Source organism: Porifericola rhodea, assembly GCF_030506305.1.
Taxonomy (GTDB): domain Bacteria; phylum Bacteroidota; class Bacteroidia; order Cytophagales; family Cyclobacteriaceae; genus Catalinimonas; species Catalinimonas rhodea.
Window position 1 is genome coordinate 2,037,096 of sequence record NZ_CP119421.1, and the last position, 20,884, is coordinate 2,057,979.

The 20,884-nt window shown below is 39.8% G+C and carries 23 protein-coding genes; 18 read left to right on the forward strand and 5 right to left on the reverse strand.

Annotation, left to right across the window (positions count from 1 at the left end; genetic code table 11):
- Position 1 precedes the first annotated feature (1 nt).
- Positions 2-763 (forward strand): alpha/beta fold hydrolase, encoded by a 762-nt coding sequence (locus PZB74_RS08350; protein WP_302242086.1) that lies wholly within the window; start codon positions 2-4, stop codon positions 761-763.
- Between the two features lie 2 nt (positions 764-765).
- Here PZB74_RS08350 and PZB74_RS08355 read toward each other — a convergent pair whose 3' ends face one another.
- A complete protein-coding gene (locus PZB74_RS08355) occupies positions 766-996 on the reverse strand; it encodes a DUF2905 domain-containing protein (protein WP_302242087.1) in 231 nt (76 codons plus the stop codon).
- Between the two features lie 5 nt (positions 997-1,001).
- Between PZB74_RS08355 and PZB74_RS08360 the strand changes: the two genes are divergently transcribed.
- Together PZB74_RS08360 and metK are read left to right on the forward strand one after the other, a co-directional pair.
- A complete protein-coding gene (locus tag PZB74_RS08360) occupies positions 1,002-1,721 on the forward strand; it encodes an SAM-dependent methyltransferase (protein ID WP_302242089.1) in 720 nt (239 codons plus the stop codon).
- Between the two features lie 85 nt (positions 1,722-1,806).
- A complete protein-coding gene (metK, locus tag PZB74_RS08365) occupies positions 1,807-3,114 on the forward strand; it encodes a methionine adenosyltransferase (RefSeq protein ID WP_302242090.1) in 1,308 nt (435 codons plus the stop codon).
- Between the two features lie 71 nt (positions 3,115-3,185).
- Here the strand turns inward: metK and hpf are convergent, their stop codons facing one another.
- From hpf to rpsU, 3 genes are all read right to left on the reverse strand, one after another.
- The gene (hpf, locus tag PZB74_RS08370) at positions 3,186-3,485 is read right to left on the reverse strand and encodes a ribosome hibernation-promoting factor, HPF/YfiA family (RefSeq protein ID WP_302242091.1); all 300 of its coding nucleotides are present in this window, start codon (positions 3,483-3,485) and stop codon (positions 3,186-3,188) included.
- Positions 3,486-3,508: 23 nt separating this feature from the next.
- Positions 3,509-4,396, reverse strand: coding sequence for a phage lytic cycle repressor MrpR family protein (locus PZB74_RS08375; protein WP_302242092.1), 888 nt, complete (start codon positions 4,394-4,396; stop codon positions 3,509-3,511).
- A gap of 67 nt (positions 4,397-4,463) precedes the next feature.
- The gene (gene rpsU, locus PZB74_RS08380) at positions 4,464-4,658 is read right to left on the reverse strand and encodes a 30S ribosomal protein S21 (RefSeq protein ID WP_302242093.1); all 195 of its coding nucleotides are present in this window, start codon (positions 4,656-4,658) and stop codon (positions 4,464-4,466) included.
- A 274-nt stretch (positions 4,659-4,932) separates the two neighbouring features.
- Here rpsU and PZB74_RS08385 point away from each other — a divergent pair, with 274 nt between their 5' ends.
- The 3 genes from PZB74_RS08385 to galE are packed head-to-tail and all read left to right on the forward strand — an operon-like array spanning position 4,933 to position 8,213.
- Positions 4,933-6,246 carry a UDP-glucose dehydrogenase family protein gene (locus PZB74_RS08385; RefSeq protein WP_302242095.1) on the forward strand — a complete coding sequence of 438 codons (1,314 nt, stop codon included), beginning with the start codon at positions 4,933-4,935 and terminating at the stop codon, positions 6,244-6,246.
- Complete coding sequence (locus PZB74_RS08390) at positions 6,239-7,186, forward strand: UDP-glucuronic acid decarboxylase family protein (protein ID WP_302242096.1); 948 nt, start codon at positions 6,239-6,241, stop codon at positions 7,184-7,186. Before PZB74_RS08385 ends, PZB74_RS08390 begins: the two co-directional genes overlap by 8 nt.
- Positions 7,179-8,213, forward strand: coding sequence for a UDP-glucose 4-epimerase GalE (gene galE, locus PZB74_RS08395; RefSeq protein WP_302242097.1), 1,035 nt, complete (start codon positions 7,179-7,181; stop codon positions 8,211-8,213). The genes PZB74_RS08390 and galE overlap by 8 nt, the downstream gene beginning before the upstream one ends.
- On the opposite strand, the gene PZB74_RS08400 is transcribed toward galE, so the two are convergent.
- The gene (locus PZB74_RS08400) at positions 8,210-8,923 is read right to left on the reverse strand and encodes a pyridoxine 5'-phosphate synthase (protein WP_302242098.1); all 714 of its coding nucleotides are present in this window, start codon (positions 8,921-8,923) and stop codon (positions 8,210-8,212) included. The two genes, galE and PZB74_RS08400, sit on opposite strands and share 4 nt — an antisense overlap.
- 65 nt (positions 8,924-8,988) lie before the next feature.
- Between PZB74_RS08400 and PZB74_RS08405 the strand changes: the two genes are divergently transcribed.
- From PZB74_RS08405 to PZB74_RS08460, 12 genes are all read left to right on the forward strand, one after another.
- Positions 8,989-9,438, forward strand: a complete 450-nt coding sequence (locus PZB74_RS08405) for a GatB/YqeY domain-containing protein (RefSeq protein ID WP_302242099.1) — start codon at positions 8,989-8,991, stop codon at positions 9,436-9,438.
- Between the two features lie 11 nt (positions 9,439-9,449).
- A complete protein-coding gene (locus PZB74_RS08410; RefSeq protein ID WP_302242100.1) occupies positions 9,450-9,980 on the forward strand; it encodes a CvpA family protein in 531 nt (176 codons plus the stop codon).
- A 150-nt stretch (positions 9,981-10,130) separates the two neighbouring features.
- A complete protein-coding gene (locus tag PZB74_RS08415; RefSeq protein ID WP_302242101.1) occupies positions 10,131-10,895 on the forward strand; it encodes an alpha/beta fold hydrolase in 765 nt (254 codons plus the stop codon).
- A complete protein-coding gene (locus tag PZB74_RS08420; RefSeq protein WP_302242102.1) occupies positions 10,892-11,557 on the forward strand; it encodes a CBS domain-containing protein in 666 nt (221 codons plus the stop codon). Before PZB74_RS08415 ends, PZB74_RS08420 begins: the two co-directional genes overlap by 4 nt.
- 45 nt (positions 11,558-11,602) lie before the next feature.
- Positions 11,603-12,478 carry an NAD kinase gene (locus PZB74_RS08425; RefSeq protein WP_302242104.1) on the forward strand — a complete coding sequence of 292 codons (876 nt, stop codon included), beginning with the start codon at positions 11,603-11,605 and terminating at the stop codon, positions 12,476-12,478.
- 78 nt (positions 12,479-12,556) lie between these two features.
- A complete protein-coding gene (locus PZB74_RS08430) occupies positions 12,557-13,648 on the forward strand; it encodes a DUF6089 family protein (RefSeq protein ID WP_302242105.1) in 1,092 nt (363 codons plus the stop codon).
- A gap of 139 nt (positions 13,649-13,787) precedes the next feature.
- Positions 13,788-14,480, forward strand: a complete 693-nt coding sequence (gene porG, locus PZB74_RS08435) for a type IX secretion system protein PorG (RefSeq protein ID WP_302242108.1) — start codon at positions 13,788-13,790, stop codon at positions 14,478-14,480.
- Positions 14,481-14,546: 66 nt separating this feature from the next.
- Complete coding sequence (gene uppS / locus PZB74_RS08440; protein ID WP_302242110.1) at positions 14,547-15,284, forward strand: undecaprenyl pyrophosphate synthase; 738 nt, start codon at positions 14,547-14,549, stop codon at positions 15,282-15,284.
- Positions 15,285-15,291: 7 nt separating this feature from the next.
- Complete coding sequence (locus PZB74_RS08445; protein ID WP_302242111.1) at positions 15,292-17,988, forward strand: BamA/OMP85 family outer membrane protein; 2,697 nt, start codon at positions 15,292-15,294, stop codon at positions 17,986-17,988.
- A 107-nt stretch (positions 17,989-18,095) separates the two neighbouring features.
- Positions 18,096-18,593, forward strand: coding sequence for an OmpH/Skp family outer membrane protein (locus PZB74_RS08450; protein ID WP_302242112.1), 498 nt, complete (start codon positions 18,096-18,098; stop codon positions 18,591-18,593).
- 73 nt (positions 18,594-18,666) lie between these two features.
- Positions 18,667-19,224: an OmpH/Skp family outer membrane protein gene (locus PZB74_RS08455; RefSeq protein ID WP_302242113.1), complete on the forward strand. Its 558-nt coding sequence runs from the start codon at positions 18,667-18,669 to the stop codon at positions 19,222-19,224.
- A gap of 362 nt (positions 19,225-19,586) precedes the next feature.
- On the forward strand, positions 19,587-20,840 hold the full coding sequence (locus tag PZB74_RS08460) for an MFS transporter (RefSeq protein WP_302242114.1): 1,254 nt from the start codon (positions 19,587-19,589) through the stop codon (positions 20,838-20,840).
- Positions 20,841-20,884 lie beyond the last annotated feature (44 nt).

Genomic DNA, 20,884 nt, shown 5'->3' on the forward strand with positions numbered 1-20,884 from the left:
CATGGAACTGCATTTTAGAAGCATGGGTGAAGGACAACCTATGGTTATTTTGCATGGTGTATTTGGTACTTCTGATAACCTCCAGACGCTAGGCAAGCAATTGGCCGAAAAGTATCAGGTATACTTGGTAGATCAACGCAATCATGGGGCTTCTCCTCATAGCGAGGAGTTTTCGTATGAGGCAATGGCTGAAGATTTACATCACTTAATTCAAAAGCAGCAGCTAGAAAACCCTATTATTTTGGGCCATTCTATGGGAGGCAAAGTAGCGATGTTCTATGCTACCCAGTACCCAGAAGAGTTTGACAAGCTTATAGTGGTAGATATAGCTCCCAAAGCTTATCCGGTACATCATCAACAAATACTTGAAGCGCTTTCCGCAGTTAAAATAGACGAAATTAGTAGTCGTAAAGAAGCTGAAGAGGAGATTAAACCTATAATAGCAGAGCCTGGAGTTAGACAGTTTTTGCTTAAAAATTTGAAGCGAAGTGATGATAATAAAGGTTTTGCCTGGAAGCTTAACCTACCTGTCATTCGCGACAAAATAGAAAATATAGGCAAGGCTGTTGATGACTCTAAAGCAATAGAAAAAGACGTACTCTTTATCAGTGGAGCTAAAAGTAATTACATTAAAAAGGGGGATGAGGACCTGATTCACAAAATTTTCCCTTCAGCAAAAATTGTTACTATTGAGGATGCCGGACATTGGGTTCATGCTGAACAGCCCAAACGCTTATTAGAAGAGGTTTTATCTTTTCTGTAAAATCAACTGAATTTTTTTATCAGGTACAGAATTAGAGAAATTACAATACTTAAAAGAATACTGGTAGCCAGTGGAAAGTAAATAGTGAAGTTTTTCTTTTTGATAGTAATGTCTCCGGGTAAGCGCCCGATTGAAGGAAAGCGGTCTGAGAAGTAAAGAGCTACACCCAGGCCTACAGTGAGCAAGCCCATAATAATTAAAATTTTTCCTATCTGGCTTAAGTCATTTTGCATAAACTATGAGTAAAAAAGGTCAAGCAGGTAAAGTCTATTTAATACCAATCATTATAGCTAACGATACGCAAGATGATTGTTTACCAACTTCTGTAAAAGCTACTGCTAACATTCTTGACTATTTTTTGGTAGAAAACGTTCGTACGGCACGCAGATTTTTGAGTGCGCTAGGAGTAGAAAAAAGTATAAGCGACCTGCATTTTGAAGAATTAAACAAGCGGACAAATGCTGAAGATATAAAAAGGCTTTTCGGTCCGGTAATGGAAGGTAAAAGCGTAGGGGTTATGTCAGAAGCAGGTTGTCCGGGAGTGGCTGATCCGGGTTCTATGGCAGTAAGCTATGCGCATGAGCACGGCATACAAGTAGTTCCTTTAGTAGGACCTTCTTCGTTTTTGCTGGCACTTATGGCTTCTGGTTTCAATGGACAGTCTTTTGCTTTTCATGGTTATCTGCCTATAGATAAAACAGAGAGGGCAAAAGCAATAAAAAAACTAGAAAAGCAAGCTCAAGAGCAAGCGCAGACTCAGATTTTTATGGAAACGCCTTATCGAAACAATAAGCTGCTGGATGCCGTTCTGAGTAATTGCCGGCCTTCTACAAAGCTTTGTATAGCGAAAGGAATTACCGGTGCGGAGGAGTTTATCAAAACACAGAGCGTTTCAGACTGGAAGAGAAGCAAGCCCGATTTACACAAGGTTCCTACAGTTTTTTTGATGAATGCCTAAAGTCATAATATTAACGTATAAGGTTTCAGATTAAGCCGAAATACATAAATTTGTAACAGTTGTAGTCAATATAAATCTTTAATTTATGTCTTATCTATTTACCTCAGAATCTGTTTCTGAAGGTCATCCCGATAAAGTTGCTGATCAGATCTCTGATGCTATTTTGGATGCTATGCTTTCTCAGGATCCTAACTCAAGGGTAGCTTGTGAAACTTTCGTTACTACAGGTTTAGTAGTGGTAGGAGGAGAAGTAACCACAAATGCTTATGTTGAGATTCCGGATGTAGTGCGAGAAACCATTCGTAAGATTGGTTACAACAAAGATAACTACATGTTTGAGTCAGATTCTTGTGGTGTAATGGTAACGCTACACAGCCAGTCACCAGACATTGCTCAGGGCGTAGATGAAGGCGATGCTAAAGAACAGGGAGCCGGAGACCAAGGCATGATGTTTGGCTATGCTACTAAAGAGACCCCTGAATACATGCCTATGGCATTGGCCTACTCGCACCGTCTGGTTCAGGAGTTGGCCCGTATCCGTAAAGAGCAGCCTGAGCTTATAAACTACCTGAGGCCAGATGCCAAGGCGCAGGTAACGATAGAGTACAGTGAAGACAAAACTCCAATAAGAGTACACACGGTTGTAGTATCTACTCAACACGATGAGTTCGTACTTCCTGAAAACGACAGTAAAGAAGCCAAGGCTGTAGCTCAGGAGAAAATGCTGGCTCGCATACGCAAAGACGTAATTGAGCATGTTGTTAGAAAGGTAATTCCTGAAGAGATGCTGCAGGATACAATCTACCATATCAACCCTACCGGTAATTTTGTAATTGGTGGTCCTCATGGAGATGCGGGGCTTACCGGGAGAAAGATTATTGTAGATACCTATGGGGGTAGAGGAGCACATGGTGGTGGAGCTTTTTCTGGAAAAGATTCTAGCAAAGTAGACCGTAGTGCAGCTTATGCCGCACGCCATATTGCCAAAAATCTTGTGGCTGCTGGTGTCTCTGATGAAGTACTCGTTCAGGTAGCTTATGCTATTGGAGTGGCAGAGCCAGTATCACTAAATGTGGATACCTACGGTAAGGCGAATGTAGATATGAGCGATGCTGAAATTGCTAAGTGTACTAAAGAAATATTTGACATGCGCCCTAAAGCTATTGTAGAACGCTTTGGCCTGAAAAACCCTATCTTTTCTAATACTGCTGCTTATGGTCATATGGGAAGAGAGTCTTACAAAGGGACTGTAGAAGTTCAGCATACCGAAGTTAAGGACAATGGAGACGTAAGAGAGACTTATGTAAAAAAAGAGAAGAAAGAAGTAGACTTCTTTGGATGGGAAAAACTGGACTATGTAGATAAAGTAAAATCTGCTTTTGGTCTATCTTAGAAGACAGATGTTATAAATATAAAAGGGATGTAGCATAGAGCTACATCCCTTTTTTTGTTTTGAGAATTCTCTTAATGAGAAGAGACTTTTTCTTTATGTTTTTGCAATTGTTTTTTTAGCGCATTTATTGCTTTATCAGTGGCAGCCTCAAATGAACTTTCCTGTTCTTTTACAAATAGCTGGTTGCGCGGAATATTTAGTTTGATCTCTACGATCTTATTATCTGTAGCTCCTCCGTTTTCCAGTTTTAGAAAGACTTCTCCATCAATAATCCTGTCATAAAAAGTCTCCAGCTTATTAGCTTTTTTTTGAATGAAGTCAATAAGCTTCTGATCTGCGTCGAAGTGGACGGAATGCGTTTGTAATTTCATAGATTTTAAATTTAAAAAATTAACTAAGCCTTAGGATGAGCCTGATCAAATACTGACTTTAGCTTCTCCATAGAATTGTGTGTATATACCTGGGTCGCAGCTAAAGAAGCATGCCCAAGTAAATCCTTAATCGCGTTGAGGTCTGCCCCATTATCCAGTAAATGGGTTGCAAAAGTATGCCTCATCACATGTGGGCTTCTCTTGTCAGCATGCGCATATTGGTCTAAATATTTGCGTACTGTACGATATACCATCATGGGATAGCATGGGTCACCACTGTTCGTTACTAACAGATAATGCTCAACAGCCTGATTATCTTTGAAATAAACGGACTTGGTCTCCCGATAGTTAGAGATTAGTTTTAATAAACTTTTATGGCAGGGAATTACACGCTCTTTCTGGCGCTTTCCTTCAACTTTTATAGTACCATCTGCATGAGATATATTGGCAGTTTGCAGGTTGATCATCTCAGAAAGACGAATACCTGTGCCATACAGTAGCTCCAGGATTAAACGATCACGAAAACCAGGGAAATCCCTACTGAAGGCATGCTCGTCCAGTAGGTTAAAGATTTCATCCTTTTGTACAAAATGGGGTAAAGGGTACGATGCTTTTAAAGCTTTAACCTTGTGCGTAGGGTTAAGCTTAATATGCTTTCGGTGTTGAAGGAATTTGTAGAAAGAACGAAGCGTACTGATCTTTCTGTTTATGGAGCGAGCCTTGTTGTTTTTTCCTGAAAGATCTACAATCCAGGCTCGTATGTCCAGATGAGTTGCATGCGTAATGGATGTCCCCGGAGCATGATGTTTCAGAAATGAATTAAACTGAAACAGATCATTGCTGTAGGAACTTATGGTATGTGAGCTCATTCGCTTCTCATAAGTGAGAAACTTAATGAAAGAATCGATCATAAAAGTCTATAGTGATTACCATTGATCACTATAATAAAAAAAGATTAAAAAATTAGGCAATAAAAGCCTATATATTTTCTTGAGATCTCATCTTTTGTCTGTAAGCAGCCTTAAGTCTTTCAGTTCTTCTCTGTACAGAAGGCTTCTCATAATGAGTTCTAGAACGTACTTCTTTAAGCGTACCAGTTTTCTCAAATTTCTTTTTGAAGCGTTTTAGCGCTTTTTCTATTGACTCGTTTTCTTTAACGTTTACTGTAATCATAAACTAAGATTTTTTTAATTCCGAATAAAGACCGCAAAAATACGGATTGATTTTGTTTGATCAAATGAAAGTTGGAAAAATTATGTAAGTCTCCGTAATGGCGGTATTTTTGTAACGCGAAGAGGTGAAAATCAGTTCTTCCGCTTTTTTAAATTTTTCAATAGTATTAATACAGGAATAAAATATTATAAAAGTAATATTGATTCTGTAGTATTTTTTCTTAATAGAATTTACTTTTGTTGCAATTGTTAAATCCACCTAAATATTTCGCAATATGAAAATAGCAGTAGTAGGTACTGGTTATGTCGGATTAGTGACAGGAACCTGTTTTGCTGAAACAGGTAATACTGTAACCTGTGTTGACATTGATGAAAAAAAAGTTGCCAAACTAAGAAATGGCGAAGTGCCTATCTATGAACCAGGCTTGGAAACACTTTTTGAGCGTAACGTAAAACAAGGTAGACTTCACTTCACTACTAACCTTAAAGAAGGTATAGAAGGAGCTAAAGTTATCTTTTTAGCCTTGCCCACCCCTCCCGGAGAAGATGGTTCCGCAGACCTTAAGTATGTGTTAAAAGTAGCAGACGACTTAGGAGAGTTGCTTGAAGAGTATGCTGTAGTGGTAGATAAGAGTACTGTACCAGTAGGAACAGCCGAAAAAGTACGCGCCAAGATTGCTGTAAAAGCCAAAGTAGATTTTGATGTAGTATCAAACCCTGAGTTTTTACGTGAAGGTGTGGCTGTTGAAGACTTTATGAAACCTGACCGTGTTGTAATCGGTACGCAATCCGAGAAGGCACAAGAAATTATGGAAAAGCTTTATGCTCCTCTGGTAAGACAGGGTAACCCTATCATATTTATGGATGAGGCCTCTGCTGAGCTAACAAAGTATGCTGCTAACTCTTTCCTGGCTACCAAAATTACATTTATGAACGAAATTGCTAACCTCTGCGAAAAACTTGGTGCAGATGTAGACATGGTTCGTAAAGGAATTGGTACTGATACCCGTATTGGAAAGCGCTTCCTGTTTGCCGGTATTGGTTATGGCGGAAGTTGTTTCCCGAAAGATGTTCAGGCTTTAGCTAAATCGTCTAGTGAAGCAAAATACGACTTCAAAATTTTGAATGCTGTAATGGACATTAATCAGTCTCAAAAGACCAGATTGATAGAAAAAGCTAAGCAACATTTTAACGGCGATCTTAAAGGAAAAACCTTTGCTATGTGGGGGCTTTCATTTAAGCCTTATACTGACGATATTCGTGAGGCTCCTGCGCTGTATAATATAGATGCGCTGCTGGCAGAGGGAGCAAAAATAAAGGCCTATGACCCTGAAGGGATGAAGAATGTAAGGGAAATAGTAGGTGATAAAATTGAGTTCTGTGTAGATGAGTATCATGCTGCTGAACAGGCTGATGCTATTTTTATCATGACAGAGTGGCCTATCTTTAGAACGCCTGATTTTGCTAAACTGAGCTCCATTGTAAATGGTAAGGTTATCTTTGACGGAAGAAACCTCTACGACCCTGTGGCAATGGCTGAACTTGAATATTCATATTATAGTATAGGAAGAAAAGATATTAATGGCTAAAAAAAGAATTCTCATCACTGGTGGAGCCGGCTTTCTCGGCTCCCATCTTTGCGATCGCTTTCTTAAGGAAGGATATTATGTAATCGCAATGGACAACCTAATTACTGGTAACCTCAAAAATATTGAACATCTGATGCATAGAGAGGACTTTGAGTTCTTTCATTGTGATGTCTCAAATTATGTTCATATTCCGGGTGAGCTGGATTATATTCTTCATTTTGCTTCACCTGCAAGCCCAATAGACTATTTAAAAATGCCTATTCAGACCCTGAAAGTGGGTTCTCTGGGAACACATAATTGTTTGGGGCTGGCAAGAGCAAAAGGAGCCAGAATACTGGTAGCTTCTACTTCAGAAGTTTACGGTGATCCTACTGTACACCCTCAGCAGGAAAGCTACTGGGGTAATGTAAACCCTATAGGCCCAAGAGGAGTCTATGATGAAGCTAAGCGTTTCCAGGAAGCTATTACTATGGCTTACCATACTTATCATAAACTGGAGACCAGAATCATCCGTATTTTTAATACCTATGGCCCTCGCATGCGCCTGAATGATGGTAGAGCACTTCCTGCCTTCTTGGGGCAGGCGCTTAGGGGTGAAGATCTTACTGTTTTTGGAGATGGCTCTCAAACGCGTTCATTCTGTTATGTAGATGATTTGGTAGAAGGCATATACCGTCTATTACTAAGCGACTACCCTTATCCTGTAAATATTGGTAATCCTGATGAAATATCTATCAAAGATTTTGCTGAAGAAATTATCAAACTTACGGGGACAGACCAAAAGATAATTTACAAGCCGCTTCCTCAGGATGACCCTATGCAGCGTCAGCCAGATATTACTAAGGCTAAAGAGATTTTGGGCTGGGAGCCTAAAGTATCCAGAGCTGATGGCTTAAAAATTACTTACGACTTCTATAAAAACCGCGAAGAAGATGTCTAAGCACTCTTCAAAAGTTATTGTAACAGGTGGAGCCGGCTATATCGGCTCTCATACTGTTGTTGAACTGGTAAATGCAGGCTATGAACCTATTATAGTAGATAATTTTGTAAACGCAGAAAAATCTGCTATTCAGGGAATAGAGACCATTCTTGAACGTAAAGTAACAGTGTACGAAGGAGACTGTGCTGATCATGACTTTATGAAAGGAGTTATTGCTCAGGAGTCTGATATCGTAGGTTTAATCCATTTTGCGGCATATAAGGCCGTAGGCGAATCTGTAAAAAAACCACTCAAGTATTACAGGAACAATACTGATAGCTTGCTAACCTTGCTAGAGTTGATGGTAGAGCACAATATCCATCATATTGTATTTTCCTCCTCTTGCACCGTATATGGTCAGCCAGATAAACTTCCGGTTACAGAAGAAAGCCCTAAAAAACCAGCGGAATCCCCTTATGGAAATACCAAACAAATTTGTGAAGAAATTTTAGAAGACTGTGTTAACAGTGAAATGCCGGTAAATGTGGTGGCACTGCGCTATTTTAACCCTATTGGGGCACATGTTTCTGCTCAAATTGGTGAACTGCCATTAGGTGTACCTAACAACTTGGTGCCATTTGTAACCCAGACTGCTGCAGGTATCAGAGAAAAACTGACAGTCTTTGGAAACGATTATAACACACATGATGGTACATGTCTGCGCGACTACATTCATGTAGTAGACCTGGCAAAAGCTCATGTAAGTGCTCTGAATTATCTGGGTAAAAAATCAGAAGCTAGTACTTATAATGTATTTAATATTGGTACGGGCACCGGAAGTACAGTACTTGACGTAATCAATACGTTTGAAGACGTTAATGATATTAAACTTAACTATACAATTGGCCCCAGAAGAGCTGGTGATGTAGAAAAGGTATATGCCAATGTAGACTATGCCAATACTGAACTCAACTGGAAGGCTGAGCTAAGCCTTGCTGATGCGCTGAAAGATGCTTGGAGATGGCAACTTAGCCTCAAAAAAGACTAAGTTAATTGCCTTAAGTACAGCTGAATAGTGTTTTCCAGTCCTAAATAAAGGGCATCACAAATTAAAGCATGACCAATGGATACCTCGTCTAAAAAAGGTATCCTTTCTTTTAAATACTTTAAGTTATCCAGGTCCAGGTCATGGCCTGCGTTGAGCTCCAACCCTAGCTCATGAGCCTTTTCTGCAGTAGCCACATATGGTGCTACAGCTTTCTCTTTGTCTTTGTGGTAACCTTTAGCGTAGCTTTCTGTATAAAGTTCTACCCTGTCACAGCCAATGGCTGCGGCTCCCTCTGCCATCTTGGGGTCGGGGTCTATAAAAATAGAGGTGCGAACGCCAAAACTTTTTAGCTCACGAATTACTTCTACCAAAAAATCTTTCTCTTTAAATGTATCCCAGCCTGCGTTTGAAGTAATAGCTTCAGGGGGGTCAGGAACCAGGGTTGCTTGTGCAGGACGAGCTTCCGCGATAATATTCATGTATCGCTCGTCGGGGTAGCCCTCAATGTTAAATTCAGTGCTAATAGCCTTTTTAAGGTCAAACACATCTGCTCGGCGAATATGTCTTTCGTCAGGGCGGGGGTGTACAGTAATACCCTGTGCCCCAAAGCGCTCCGCATCCAATGCCACCTTTACTAAATCTGGATTATTACCCCCACGGGAATTTCTAAGCGTGGCGATCTTGTTGATATTAACGCTAAGCTTCGTCATTGCTGCTGTTTTGTGTAAATTGCCTCCAATTTATAAAATTATTATCAATCCAAACTGTTTTCACTATGAGTTTGAAATCACAAATAGATCAGGATATAAAGCAGGCCATGCGAGATAAAGACCAGGATGTACTGCGTACTTTAAGAAGCATCAAATCGTTAATTTTGTTAGCAGAAACAGAAAAAGGAGGAGGACCTGAAATTACAGAAGCTGACGAAATGAAGCTTCTTACTAAAGCGGCCAAACAAAGAAAAGAGTCGCTGGAAACTTTTAATGAGCAGGGTAGAGATGACCTGGCTGCCAAAGAAAAAACAGAGTTAGAGATTATTGAGCGTTATTTGCCTAAGCCTATGACTGAGGATGAAGTTAAACAGGTATTAGAAAAAATTATTGCCGAAGAAGGCGCCAGCGGCATGAAAGATATGGGCAAAGTGATGGGAAGAGCTACCTCCGAACTAGCCGGGCGTGCAGATGGTAAGCAGATCTCTAACTTAGTAAAACAGTTACTTAACTAACCAGCAATATATTGAGCATTTGGGACTTTGTAATACTGGTAATTCTACTGGCAGGTGCTTACCGAGGTTTTCAAAAAGGTTTGTTGAGAGAGGTAGTAGGCATTATAGCTCTTGTAGCAGGAGTAATAGGAGCTGTACAATGGATGCCTCAGGGCATTACATTTCTTTCAGAAACTTTTGATACCCAGTCTGAACTACTACCTGTATTTTCGTTTTTTCTTATATTTATCGCTATTGTCATAGTTATTTCTTTGGCAGGAAGATTGATAAAGTTAGCTATAGACCTAACACCTATAGGCTTTATTGATGGTATTGGTGGAGCCCTTTTAGGGATGCTTAAATGGGCACTGGGAGTCAGTGTGGTTTTATGGGTACTGGATGCTGCACAACTCGGCCTGCCCGAAGGAGAAGAAAACAACGTAGTTTACAATAATGTAAAAAGTGTAGCTCCTTATGTTTTTAATAACTTAAGCGAGTGGTCGCCCATAGTAGCCGAAATGATCAGAAAAATACAGGAAATCTTTTCTGAAATTGAGTGGTAGTGCAGTAAAATGGGTTAAAAAAATTATAATTGTTAACACTACCTATCAGCACAGCGTTAATAGTACATAAGTGAATATCTTTATTACATTTAACGCTTAAATTTGAAAAATCTAATTTAATTGAACCGGTAAATTAATAAACTGCTATCAATGGCATTTACAGTACATAATAGAAATGGGTTTAAGTACCTGGACGAAGGAGAAGGCGAAGTGATGGTGTTGTTACACGGGCTGTTTGGCGCGCTGAGTAACTGGGATGATGTAGTCAATAAATTTTCTGAAAGTTATCGGGTGATGATCCCGCTACTGCCTGTATATGAAAAGTCTTCCAGAAAAGAAGGGGTAATTGGACTGACCCGTTTTCTAGAAAGGTTCGTTGATGAGATGGAGCTTAACCATATGACCATCATGGGTAATTCTTTGGGTGGCCATATTGCATTAATATATACCATTAATAATCAGGAGAAAGTAGATAGGCTTATTCTTACGGGTAGCTCTGGATTATTTGAAAATTCAATGGGTGGTTCTTTTCCAAAAAGAGGAAGCTATGCCTATATTAAAGAACGCGTTGAGTATACTTTTTACGATCCGGCTACGGTTACCAAAGAGTACATAGACGAAGTATTTGAAACCACAACCAGCATCTCTAAATGTATGGCTATTGTGGGTATTGCAAAGTCAGCTCAGCGACATAATTTGGCAAATGAATTACATAAAATTAAAGTGCCTACGCTTTTAGTCTGGGGTCTTAATGATACGATTACTCCCCCGCTGGTAGCGCATGACTTCAATCGTCTGATACCAAACTCTAAGCTGCGGTTTATTGACAAATGCTGCCATGCTCCTATGATGGAGAACCCAGAAAAGTTCAACGCAATTCTGGAAGCGTTTCTAGAAGAAAAAACATTAGTATGATTGCTAAAGACCTCATAAACCCTATTATACCTGCACTCAAAGTTAGTGATGATATAGCGCGTGCTTCTTCACTAATGGACGACTATAGGTTGTCTATGCTGCCGGTATTGGAAGAAGAGCACTTTCGTGGATTTATCCACGAAGATGCTTTGTACGATGACATATTTGATAAACCTACTTTGGGTGACTATCCGCTCATTACCAACGGATGCAGTGTAAGGCAAGAGCAGCATTTTTACGAAGTAGTAAAAGTTGCAAGCGAATGTCAGAATGGATTGGTGGCAGTGTTGGATAGCGAAGAGAATTTTCTCGGTGTAATTACCGCAGAAGATTTGGTGCAAAATTTTGCTAAAACAATAGCGGTACAGTCTAGTGGAAGTATTATAGAGCTATCATTAAAACATATAGACTACTCCCTCGCTGAGATTACTCGGCTGATAGAGGCAGAAAATGCTAAAGTAATGGGCTGCTTTTTAAACAGTGACGAAAAAGATGATACCCTAATTAACGTCACTTTCAAGCTGGATAAAAAGAACGTAACTCATATTATTGCCACTCTTAAAAGGTTCAACTATCAGGTGGTACGAGTAATACAGGAAGAAAATATGGTTTCTTACGAAAAAGAAAGATTAGATGCTCTTATGAAATACCTCAGTATTTAATATCTGTTTTCTTACCTTTGGTTCTAAAGAACGCCTAACAAACCTATGAAAATTGCTATTCATGGAAGGAAAGTGAACCAAGATAGCCTTCCTTACATAAAAATTTTGCTGGATACCCTGAATAGCAAACAGGTAGAAATTTACATTTCTGATATACTTTTTAATCTTCTTAAACATACTACAATAAGCCTAAGTGCTTGCCAGGCCTACAAAAGTTTCGAAGGAGTTCCTCAGGTAGACTATAGCATTAGTATTGGTGGAGATGGTACCTTGCTGGAAACAGTAACACACGTTGGTAAGAGCGAAATACCAATCTTAGGAGTCAATACCGGGAGGCTGGGCTTTTTGGCTACTGTAGCGCAGGATCATATTGAAGAGGCAATAGACCTGCTTTGCAGGCAAGAGTTTTATAATGATCACCGCACTTTGCTGAAGGTAGAGGCCAAAACACCGATAGCAGAAGGTCTCAACTTTGCCCTTAATGAGTTTACGGTCATCAAAAAAGATACCTCTTCTATGATAATTGTACATGCCTATATAGATGGCATGTTTTTAAACTCTTATTGGGCAGATGGGTTAATCGTATCAACACCTACAGGTTCTACAGGTTACTCATTAAGCTGTGGTGGTCCGGTAGTATCTCCACAATCAAGCAACCTGATAATTACGCCAGTAAGTCCTCACAACCTTACGGTGCGTCCTTTAGTGGTTTCTGACGATAGTGTGATCACCTTAAAAGTAGAAAGTAGGAGTGAAAACTTTTTATTATCTTTGGATTCAAGGTCTTACACAATTAATACCTCTACTGAGTTAACACTCCAGAAGAGTAGTCATAAAGTAAAGCTGGTTAAATTTAGTGACAATGACTTCTTAAATACTCTGCGGCAAAAACTCAACTGGGGGTTAGATGTAAGAAATTAATTTTGATAGAGTTTGCCTTCAGAGTAAATTACTGTATCTAACAGTTTAAGTTTGGATCAAGTGCTAAAGCATATTCAAATGCAAAAAATTTATAAACTAACCTGTCTGCTCTTTATTTTCCTGTTTGTGTATGCTCAAGAGGCTGATGCACAGGATAGACGTAGAAAAAGACAATACCGTAGTCAGAACAGCCGAATGGCAAAATTTCGTGGAGACAAGCTGGTTTTCGCAAATGCCAAACAGTACCTTACCCTGGGTGTTTCCCTAAATGCCCTTAACTATTTTGGAGACATTGCTCCTAAAAGTAGTTTGTTAAGTACTGATATTGCCTTTACCAGACCTGGTATAGGTATTTCTTCCAGTGTAAGGTTAGGCTCTTCATTAGCAGTAAGAGCCGCTTTTATGTACGGAAGGCTGAGTAGTAACGATTACGAAGTTTCAGATCCAAATGATGGTGACGCTATATATCGCTATGCACGGAATTTACAGTTCAGAAACAATATCAAAGAACTTTCTGTAGTTGGTATTTACGATATATTTGAAAACCCCTACTCTGTTATCATGAGGTTAAACTTTACCCCTTATGTTTTTGCAGGTTTGGCGGCATTTCATCATAATCCTAAAGGCTTAGTGCCTGAGGAGTCTTATGTTTACGGAGAGGCCAGGAGTGTGCCTGAGGCTGGTGAGTGGGTAGCACTTAAAGACTTACAAACTGAAGGTAAGAGCTATAGCAACTTTAGCTTTAGCGTGCCTGTAGGTGCCGGTGTTAGGTTTAGAGTAAATCAGGTACTAGACCTTGAAGCTGAATTCAACTATCGCTTTCTGTTTACCGATTATCTGGACGATGTTAGTACTGACTTCGTAGACAAAGGAACTTTAAGTAGTGAGTTAGCCAAAGTCATGTCAGATCGCTCTCTGGAGCAGGTTGAGGTAGTTTCTGGTGATAATAGATTTGATGCATTGGTAAACAGTGAAAAAGTAAACACCAGTAACTTACCTAGCTACACCGGTGCAGATGGGCAGACCTATGTGCATTTACCCGGTTACGGACAAGCGGGAGCAAAAAGAGGAGACCCGAATGATAATGATATATTTGTAACAACTACCATCAGGGCAGTTTTTATGATAGGTCCGAGCCCTTTCAAGAGGTCAGGGTTCAGACGCAGATAAATTACAAGGGCTACACTAAAATGTAGCCTTTTTTGCTATTTTACCTACCGCAGTATACCAAATCTGTTTTTACCGAGTTATTAAAATAAATCAATTACTAAATAAATAAATTCACTTGTTTTACCCTGATCAGTTTGTGATGCCGAATAAAAGTAAATGTTGGGCAGGGCTATTAATTTTAATGTTTCTGCTTTGCGAAACATCCGCTTTTGCGCAAAAGAATGAGGTAGGTTTTGGTTTAGGGGCTTTCAACTATACGGGGGACCTTGCTCGCCAAATCAAAGCAAAAAACTTTCAGCCAGGTCTAAATTTGCATTATAGAAGAAACATAAGTGATGCTGTTAGCCTGAGAGGTGGGTTTACCGGAGGCTGGCTATACGGAGATGATGAAACTCCATATGATGTTCAAGCTCAAATGAGAGATACCAGCTTTAGCAGAGGTGTAGTAGAACTCTCTGCGGTCATGGAGTACCACTTTTTGGACTATAAAGAAAACATTAATCTGCTTCGGTGGACTCCTTACTTCTTTATTGGAACAGGCGTAGCCTTTTTCAGCCGTTCTGAAGAAAGCACCGAAGAATACAGCAATGTGCAATTAGTAGTGCCTTTTGGAGTAGGCTTTAAGTATATTGTAAATCCCCGTTGGCAGTTAGCTATTGAAGGTGGCGTAAGAAAAACTTTCTTTGATTATATAGATAATACTTCCGAAGGTGACCTGAGAGTAAAAGATTATCAATACGGCAATAAGTACGATAACGATTGGTACTACTATGCCGGTGTTACCCTCAGTTATACCTTTTATACCATCCCTTGCCCCTATATGTTTAATTAGGTTGGGCTTCCGTAGAAAAAAATAGTCCTATTTTGTAACTTGCAACCTAATTTGCATAGAGATCGCATGAAAGATAAATTAGACCATAACAATTTGCCCGCGCATATTGCCGTTATAATGGACGGAAATGGCCGGTGGGCAAAGAAACAGGGGGCAGCGAGAGTGTTTGGACATCAGAATGCTATTGAAGCTGTGAGAGAAGTTACGGAAGGCTGTGCTGAACTGGGCGTAAAGTATCTTACTCTATATGCATTTTCTACTGAAAACTGGGGGCGCCCTAAAATTGAAGTTGAAGCCCTGATGCAGTTGCTGGTAACTACAATTAACAGTGAAGTAGATACCCTGATGAAAAATAATGTAAGCTTAACGGCTATAGGTGACATTGATAGCCTGCCTGGCGACTGTAAGCAGAAATTAAAAGAAGCAATCGAACTTACCAGTGGCAATACAGGTTTAACTCTAATATTAGCGCTTAACTACAGCGGTCGCTGGGAGATATTGCAGGCAGCTAAACAAATGGCCGAAATGGTAGAAAGCGGTAAGCTTGACGCTACCCAGGTAAGCCAGGAACTATGGGAAAGCCTGCTTAGCACTAAAAATATACCTGATCCAGAACTATTAATACGTACCAGCGGAGAGATGCGGGTAAGCAACTTCCTGCTTTGGCAGATTGCCTATACTGAGCTCTATGTAACGCCGGTATTATGGCCCGACTTTAGAAGAGAACATTTACACGAAGCTATACTTGCCTATCAACAAAGAGAGAGAAGATTTGGCAAAATCAGTGAGCAAGTGAAATCTTAGCACTCAAATGAAGAAACTACCTTTACTATTAACCGCAATATTCTACATCGCTGTAGAAACCATCGCGATAAACTCCGCAAGTGCTCAGATAGGTCTAGGAAGAAGAGGGAGGACTCAAGTTCAGCAAAGCCAGAATGTTGACTACACCGACCCAAAAGAGTACGAAATCGCTGAAATTTCTGTAGCTGGTGCTAAGGTGCTTAACGAGAATGCACTCATCTCGCTTTCAGGCCTGGAGGTTGGCGACAGAGTACTCATTCCCGGTCCGGAAATAAGTGATGCCATCAAAAAGCTGTGGAAGCAAAAAATACTGGGAGATATAAGTATTTCTTATAGCAAAATAGAAGGTGACAAAATTCATCTGATCATTGAGCTCGCCGAAAAGCCCCGCCTCAGTAAAATTAACCTCAATGGTGTTAACAGCAGCCAGGAAACTGAAATTACAGACGACCTCAAACTAATTCGCGGACAAATAGTAGACGATGCGCTAATAAATAGAGCAAAAAATACGGTGTCTAGCTTCTTTGTAGATAAAGGTTATCTGAATGTGGAGGTAGATGTAACACGGGAGATGGATACCTTACTAACCAACAACATGGTGCTCAACATCAATGTTGACAAAAAAGATAAGGTTAAAATCAAAAGGATCAACTTTATAGGTAATGATGTCTTCAGCGAAAAGAAGATTGAAGGCAAAATGAAGAATACTAATGAAAAAGTACGCTTCACACTGGTTGAGGATTTAATTGACAGACTGGTACATTTCAGGTTTAAGAAAGCCTTTACTTTCCTTACCAAACAAAAAGATCCAGTTACCTTTCCAGAGGCTAAAGAGTATCTTGATGAGCATGTAAAGCTTAACTTTTTTAATGGCTCTAAATTTATTGAGGCAGACTATGAGGCTGATAAGCAGGCTATCATAGATTTTTATAATTCTAAAGGTTACCGCGATGCTGCTATTGTTTCTGATAGTATATACCGCTCTGGTGAGAGTACCATTAATATAGACATTACCGTAGACGAAGGACAGCGTTATTATTTCCGCGATATTATCTGGAGTGGAAACTATATATATGAAGACGAGGCGCTAGCCAGGGTACTGGGAATACAAAAGGGTGATGTATACGATCTGGAAAATCTGAATAAAAGGCTCAACTTTAACCCTACTGGTAATGATGTGAGCTCTTTATATATGGATAATGGTTACCTCTTCTTTAATGTACAACCTGTAGAGGTAAGTGTAGAAGGAGACTCTATAGACGTAGAAATGCGTGTTTTTGAAGGTGAACAAGCTACCATTTCAAAAATCATTATTAAAGGTAACGATCGTACAAACGACCATGTAATTCGTCGTGAAATCCGTACAGTGCCTGGGCAAAAATTTAGCAGAAGTGATCTTATTCGTACGCAGCGTGAACTTTCTCAGTTAGGCTATTTTGATCCAGAGCAAATTGGTATCAACCCAATACCTAATCCTGCGGAAGGCACAGTAGATATAGAGTATAAGTTAGTAGAAAGACCTAGCGACCAGATAGAGCTGTCTGGAGGTTGGGGAGGTTACTACGGTTTTGTAGGAACACTTGGTTTGGTATTTAATAACTTCTCGGTAAGAAATATCCCTCATTTTGACCGCTGGCGTCCGCTTCCTGTAGGTGATGGACAAAAATTATCACTTAGAATACAGTCAAGTGGTAGAGTGTTCCAAAGCTACTCGGCTACTTTCTCTGAGCCTTGGCTGGGAGGTAAAAAACCTCAGAACCTGACTATTGGTTTGTCTCGCACCATTTCTAATCCGGGCGCAGCACGTTTTAGTTATTTTGGTAGCAGTTCTATTGAACAGTCAATTAAAATTACTAATGCCAGCATAGGTATAGGTAGAAGAGTAAAATGGCCGGATGACTTTTTTACTATTAGCAATACAGTACAGTTCCGCCAGTACGACTTGTTCAACTACAATTTAGGTATTGGTATCTCAAATGGTAGTTTCAATAATATTTCGTTATCCAATGTCATTGCCAGAAATAGTATAGATAGTCCGATGTTCCCTCGTAGTGGTTCTTCTATTTCATTAGAAGCAAGCTTTACCCCTCCTTATTCGCTCTTCAAAGATCTGGATTATAGTACGATGGAACCCAACGAAAGATATAAATTCTTAGAGTATCATCGCTGGATGTTTGATGCCAAATATTATATGCCACTTGCCAATAATCTGGTGCTGAATATGAACATGCACTTTGGTTTGTTTGGCTCCTACGGGGCGGGTATCAACTCACCATTTGAACGCTTTACTATGGGTGGCGCGGGTATGGCAGGCCAACAGTTTATTGTGGCGCAGGAGCTGATAGGTTTAAGAGGTTACCCAGATAATAGAATAGAGCCCGAAGATCCTGAAACAGGTGTAGATGGTGGTATCGCTTACAACAAATACTCGCTGGAGTTGCGTTACCTTATTTCTCCTAACCCCTCAGCTACTATATATGTACTAGGCTTTGTTGAAGGTGGTAACAACTTCTCAGAATATAATAAGTACAACCCGTTTGATCTTTATAAATCTGCCGGTGTTGGTGCCCGTATTTTTATGCCTGCCTTTGGTTTGCTGGGAATTGACTGGGGTTATGGCTTCGACGAACTGGCTATACCTGGCCAGGAAGTTCGTCCTCCCGGACCGGAATTCCATTTCCGTATAGGACAACAAATCAGATAATTTACATAAAAGAATGTATAAGGCACACCTTTTGATGTAATATTATGGTGATTAAATACAAAAAAATATTCGGCTTACCGTTACTTTTAGTAACTTTGTGCGCCACTTTGATAAGCAATTCTGCCAGTGCGCAGAAGTTTGGCTATATTAATTCTGATTTTGTGCTGGAAAAAATGCCGGAATATCAGGAGGCTCAGTCCCAGATAGATCAGTTGGCTGCCGAATGGCAAACTGAGATACAGGGCAAGCAGCAGGAAATTGATGAGATGTATAGCGAACTTAAGGCAGAAGAGGTATTGCTTACGGAAGAAATGCGTAAAGAGCGACTAGAAACTATCCATCAAATGGAAGGTAAGCTCAAAGAATATACCCAAAAGGTGTTTGGTTTTGAAGGTCTTTTCTACTTAAAAAAGAAAGAACTGATAAAACCAGTTCAGGATCAGGTGTTTGAAGCTGTAGAAAAAGTGGCGAATCAGCACAAACTTCAAATTGTATTTGATAAGTCTGGAGATATGGTGATGATTTATACCGACCCTATCCATGACTATACGGACTATGTTTTAGATGAATTAGGTTTAGGTGATTCGGAAGACGTAATAAGATAAGCGAAATACGATCATTACTAGTTCTATCATTTGTATAATTGGTTTAGTAATTAATTGAATAAATAAAAATAGAATGAAGCTTAAAACTCTATTTGTTAGCGCAGTACTAATGCTGTTCACTCTAGGTGTACAGGCACAGGATAACCTAAAAATCGGATATGTAGATACTGAGTATATCCTCACCCAAATGCCAGAGGCAAAACAGATTCAGTCAGAACTACAGGCCTACCAGCGTCAGTTGATGAACAAAATTAATGCTACTATGCAGGGTTTCCAGCAGCAATATCAGGAGTATCAGCAGGGCGCTGCTACTATGACTGAGCAGGCTCGCCAAGAAAAAGAGCAAGAATTACAGGGCTTGCAACAGCAAATTCAGCAAGATCAGCAGGATGCCCAGCTTTCTCTTCAGCGCAAAGAAGCAGAACTTCTTGACCCTGTATACAAAAAAATTCAGTCTAATATTGATAAAGTAGCTGAGCAAAACGGATACACACATATATTCAGCTCAAACATTGCAGGAAACCCTATACTGCTATATGTAAAAAATCAGGAAGACAATGATGTGTCTGATAAAGTGCTGGAGGCTATGGGCATTACCCCTACTCCTAGCAATAGTCAGGGAAGCAACTAAAAATACCAGTACACAGTACGAGAAGCCGGGCCTATGGTCCGGCTTTTTTTATGACTAAACTTTGCATTAGTGGAGGCTAAGTAAAAGTACGTATCAATTAGAGAGATTGTAATTAGAGGATAATATTGCGCTTAGTTTTTAATTTTTTGTACTTAGCTTTATATTGAGTGTCAAATTTTTTGCGTAGAATGCGAGCCATACTGAGCTAACTGCAAATATTTGTATGCTGCTACTTTTGAGTAGGTAAGGAAGGTATCAGCTAAAAAATATTATGCAGTAGAGTCTACAGCATTTAATTTGTTAATTATCTCTTGAATTTGATAAATTGTAGTAAACCGTAAATAACCTAAACCTACACTCTAATGAATGAAAATATCAATAAAAACGCTCTGTTCTTCGGGAGCTGTTTTGCCCTCATCACAACTGCTTTCTCTTTTTCAATAAGAGCAGGTATACTTCCTGAATTAGGAAATGAATTTGGCCTTACTGCTGAACAACTAGGTTTTATCAACTCTATGTGGTTTTTGGGATTCCCTATCTCAATGATTATCGGAGGTTTGGTATATCATACCTTTGGTCCTAAAAACATCATGACAGTAGCCTTCATCTCTCATACATTGGGTATCATCTTAACCATTTATGCAGGAGGTTATACAGGCTTACTCGTTTCTACCTTATTTATTGGATTTGGTAATGGCTGTACCGAAGCTGCCTGTAATCCATTAATTGCAGATATGTATTCGGGTGTAACCATGAATAAGATGCTCAACCGCTTTCATATGTGGTTTCCAGGCGGTATAGTACTAGGGTCGCTGCTTTCTAAATTTATGACAGATTTTGGTATGGGTTGGGAGATGCAAATGTGGGTAATTATGATCCCTACAGTAATATATGCAGTATTGTTCTTTGGTAAAGTATTCCCTAAACCACAAGTAGAAGGCGCTACCTCATTAAAGGAAAACTTTAAAGCAATGCTTACCCCCGTTTATCTTTTCCTGTTTGTGTGTATGTCTTTAACTGCGATATCTGAATTTGGTCCACAGCAGTGGGTAAATATTATTATGAGTAGTAGTGGAGCTGAGCCGATGATCATACTGGCACTTACTACAGGTATGATGGCAGTAGGTAGGTTCTTCGCAGGCCCTGTAGTAGGTAAACTTGGTCAAACAGGTGTTTTGCTGGGTTCCGCTATTATAGCAACTATTGGTGTATATATGTTTAGTGTAGTTACGGGGCCTTTGGCATATGTAGCGGCAATAGTTTTTGCTTTAGGTGTATGCTACTTCTGGCCAGTAATGGTAGGTGCTGTTGCACAGCGAGTACCATTGAGTAGTGCATTAGGTATGTCTGTAATTGGTGGGGTGGGAATGTTCTCTACATCCATATGGCAGCCTATCATCGGAAGCTGGATAGATAGTTCACGTGCTGAGTACGTAGCGGAAGGCCTTACAGGAAATGCTCTTGAACTGGCTGCCGGACAAGAGACTCTGGAGAAAATGATCACCTTCCCAGCTATACTAATCGTATTATTCACTATCTTCTTCTTCTGGCAGAAAAATTCCAAGAAAAAAGATAAGGTGCCTACTGAAGTAAGTTCATTAGAGCCTAGCGCATAAAATCCAGAATTTTAAAATAAGGTATTAATTAAGCAGCCCTAAAA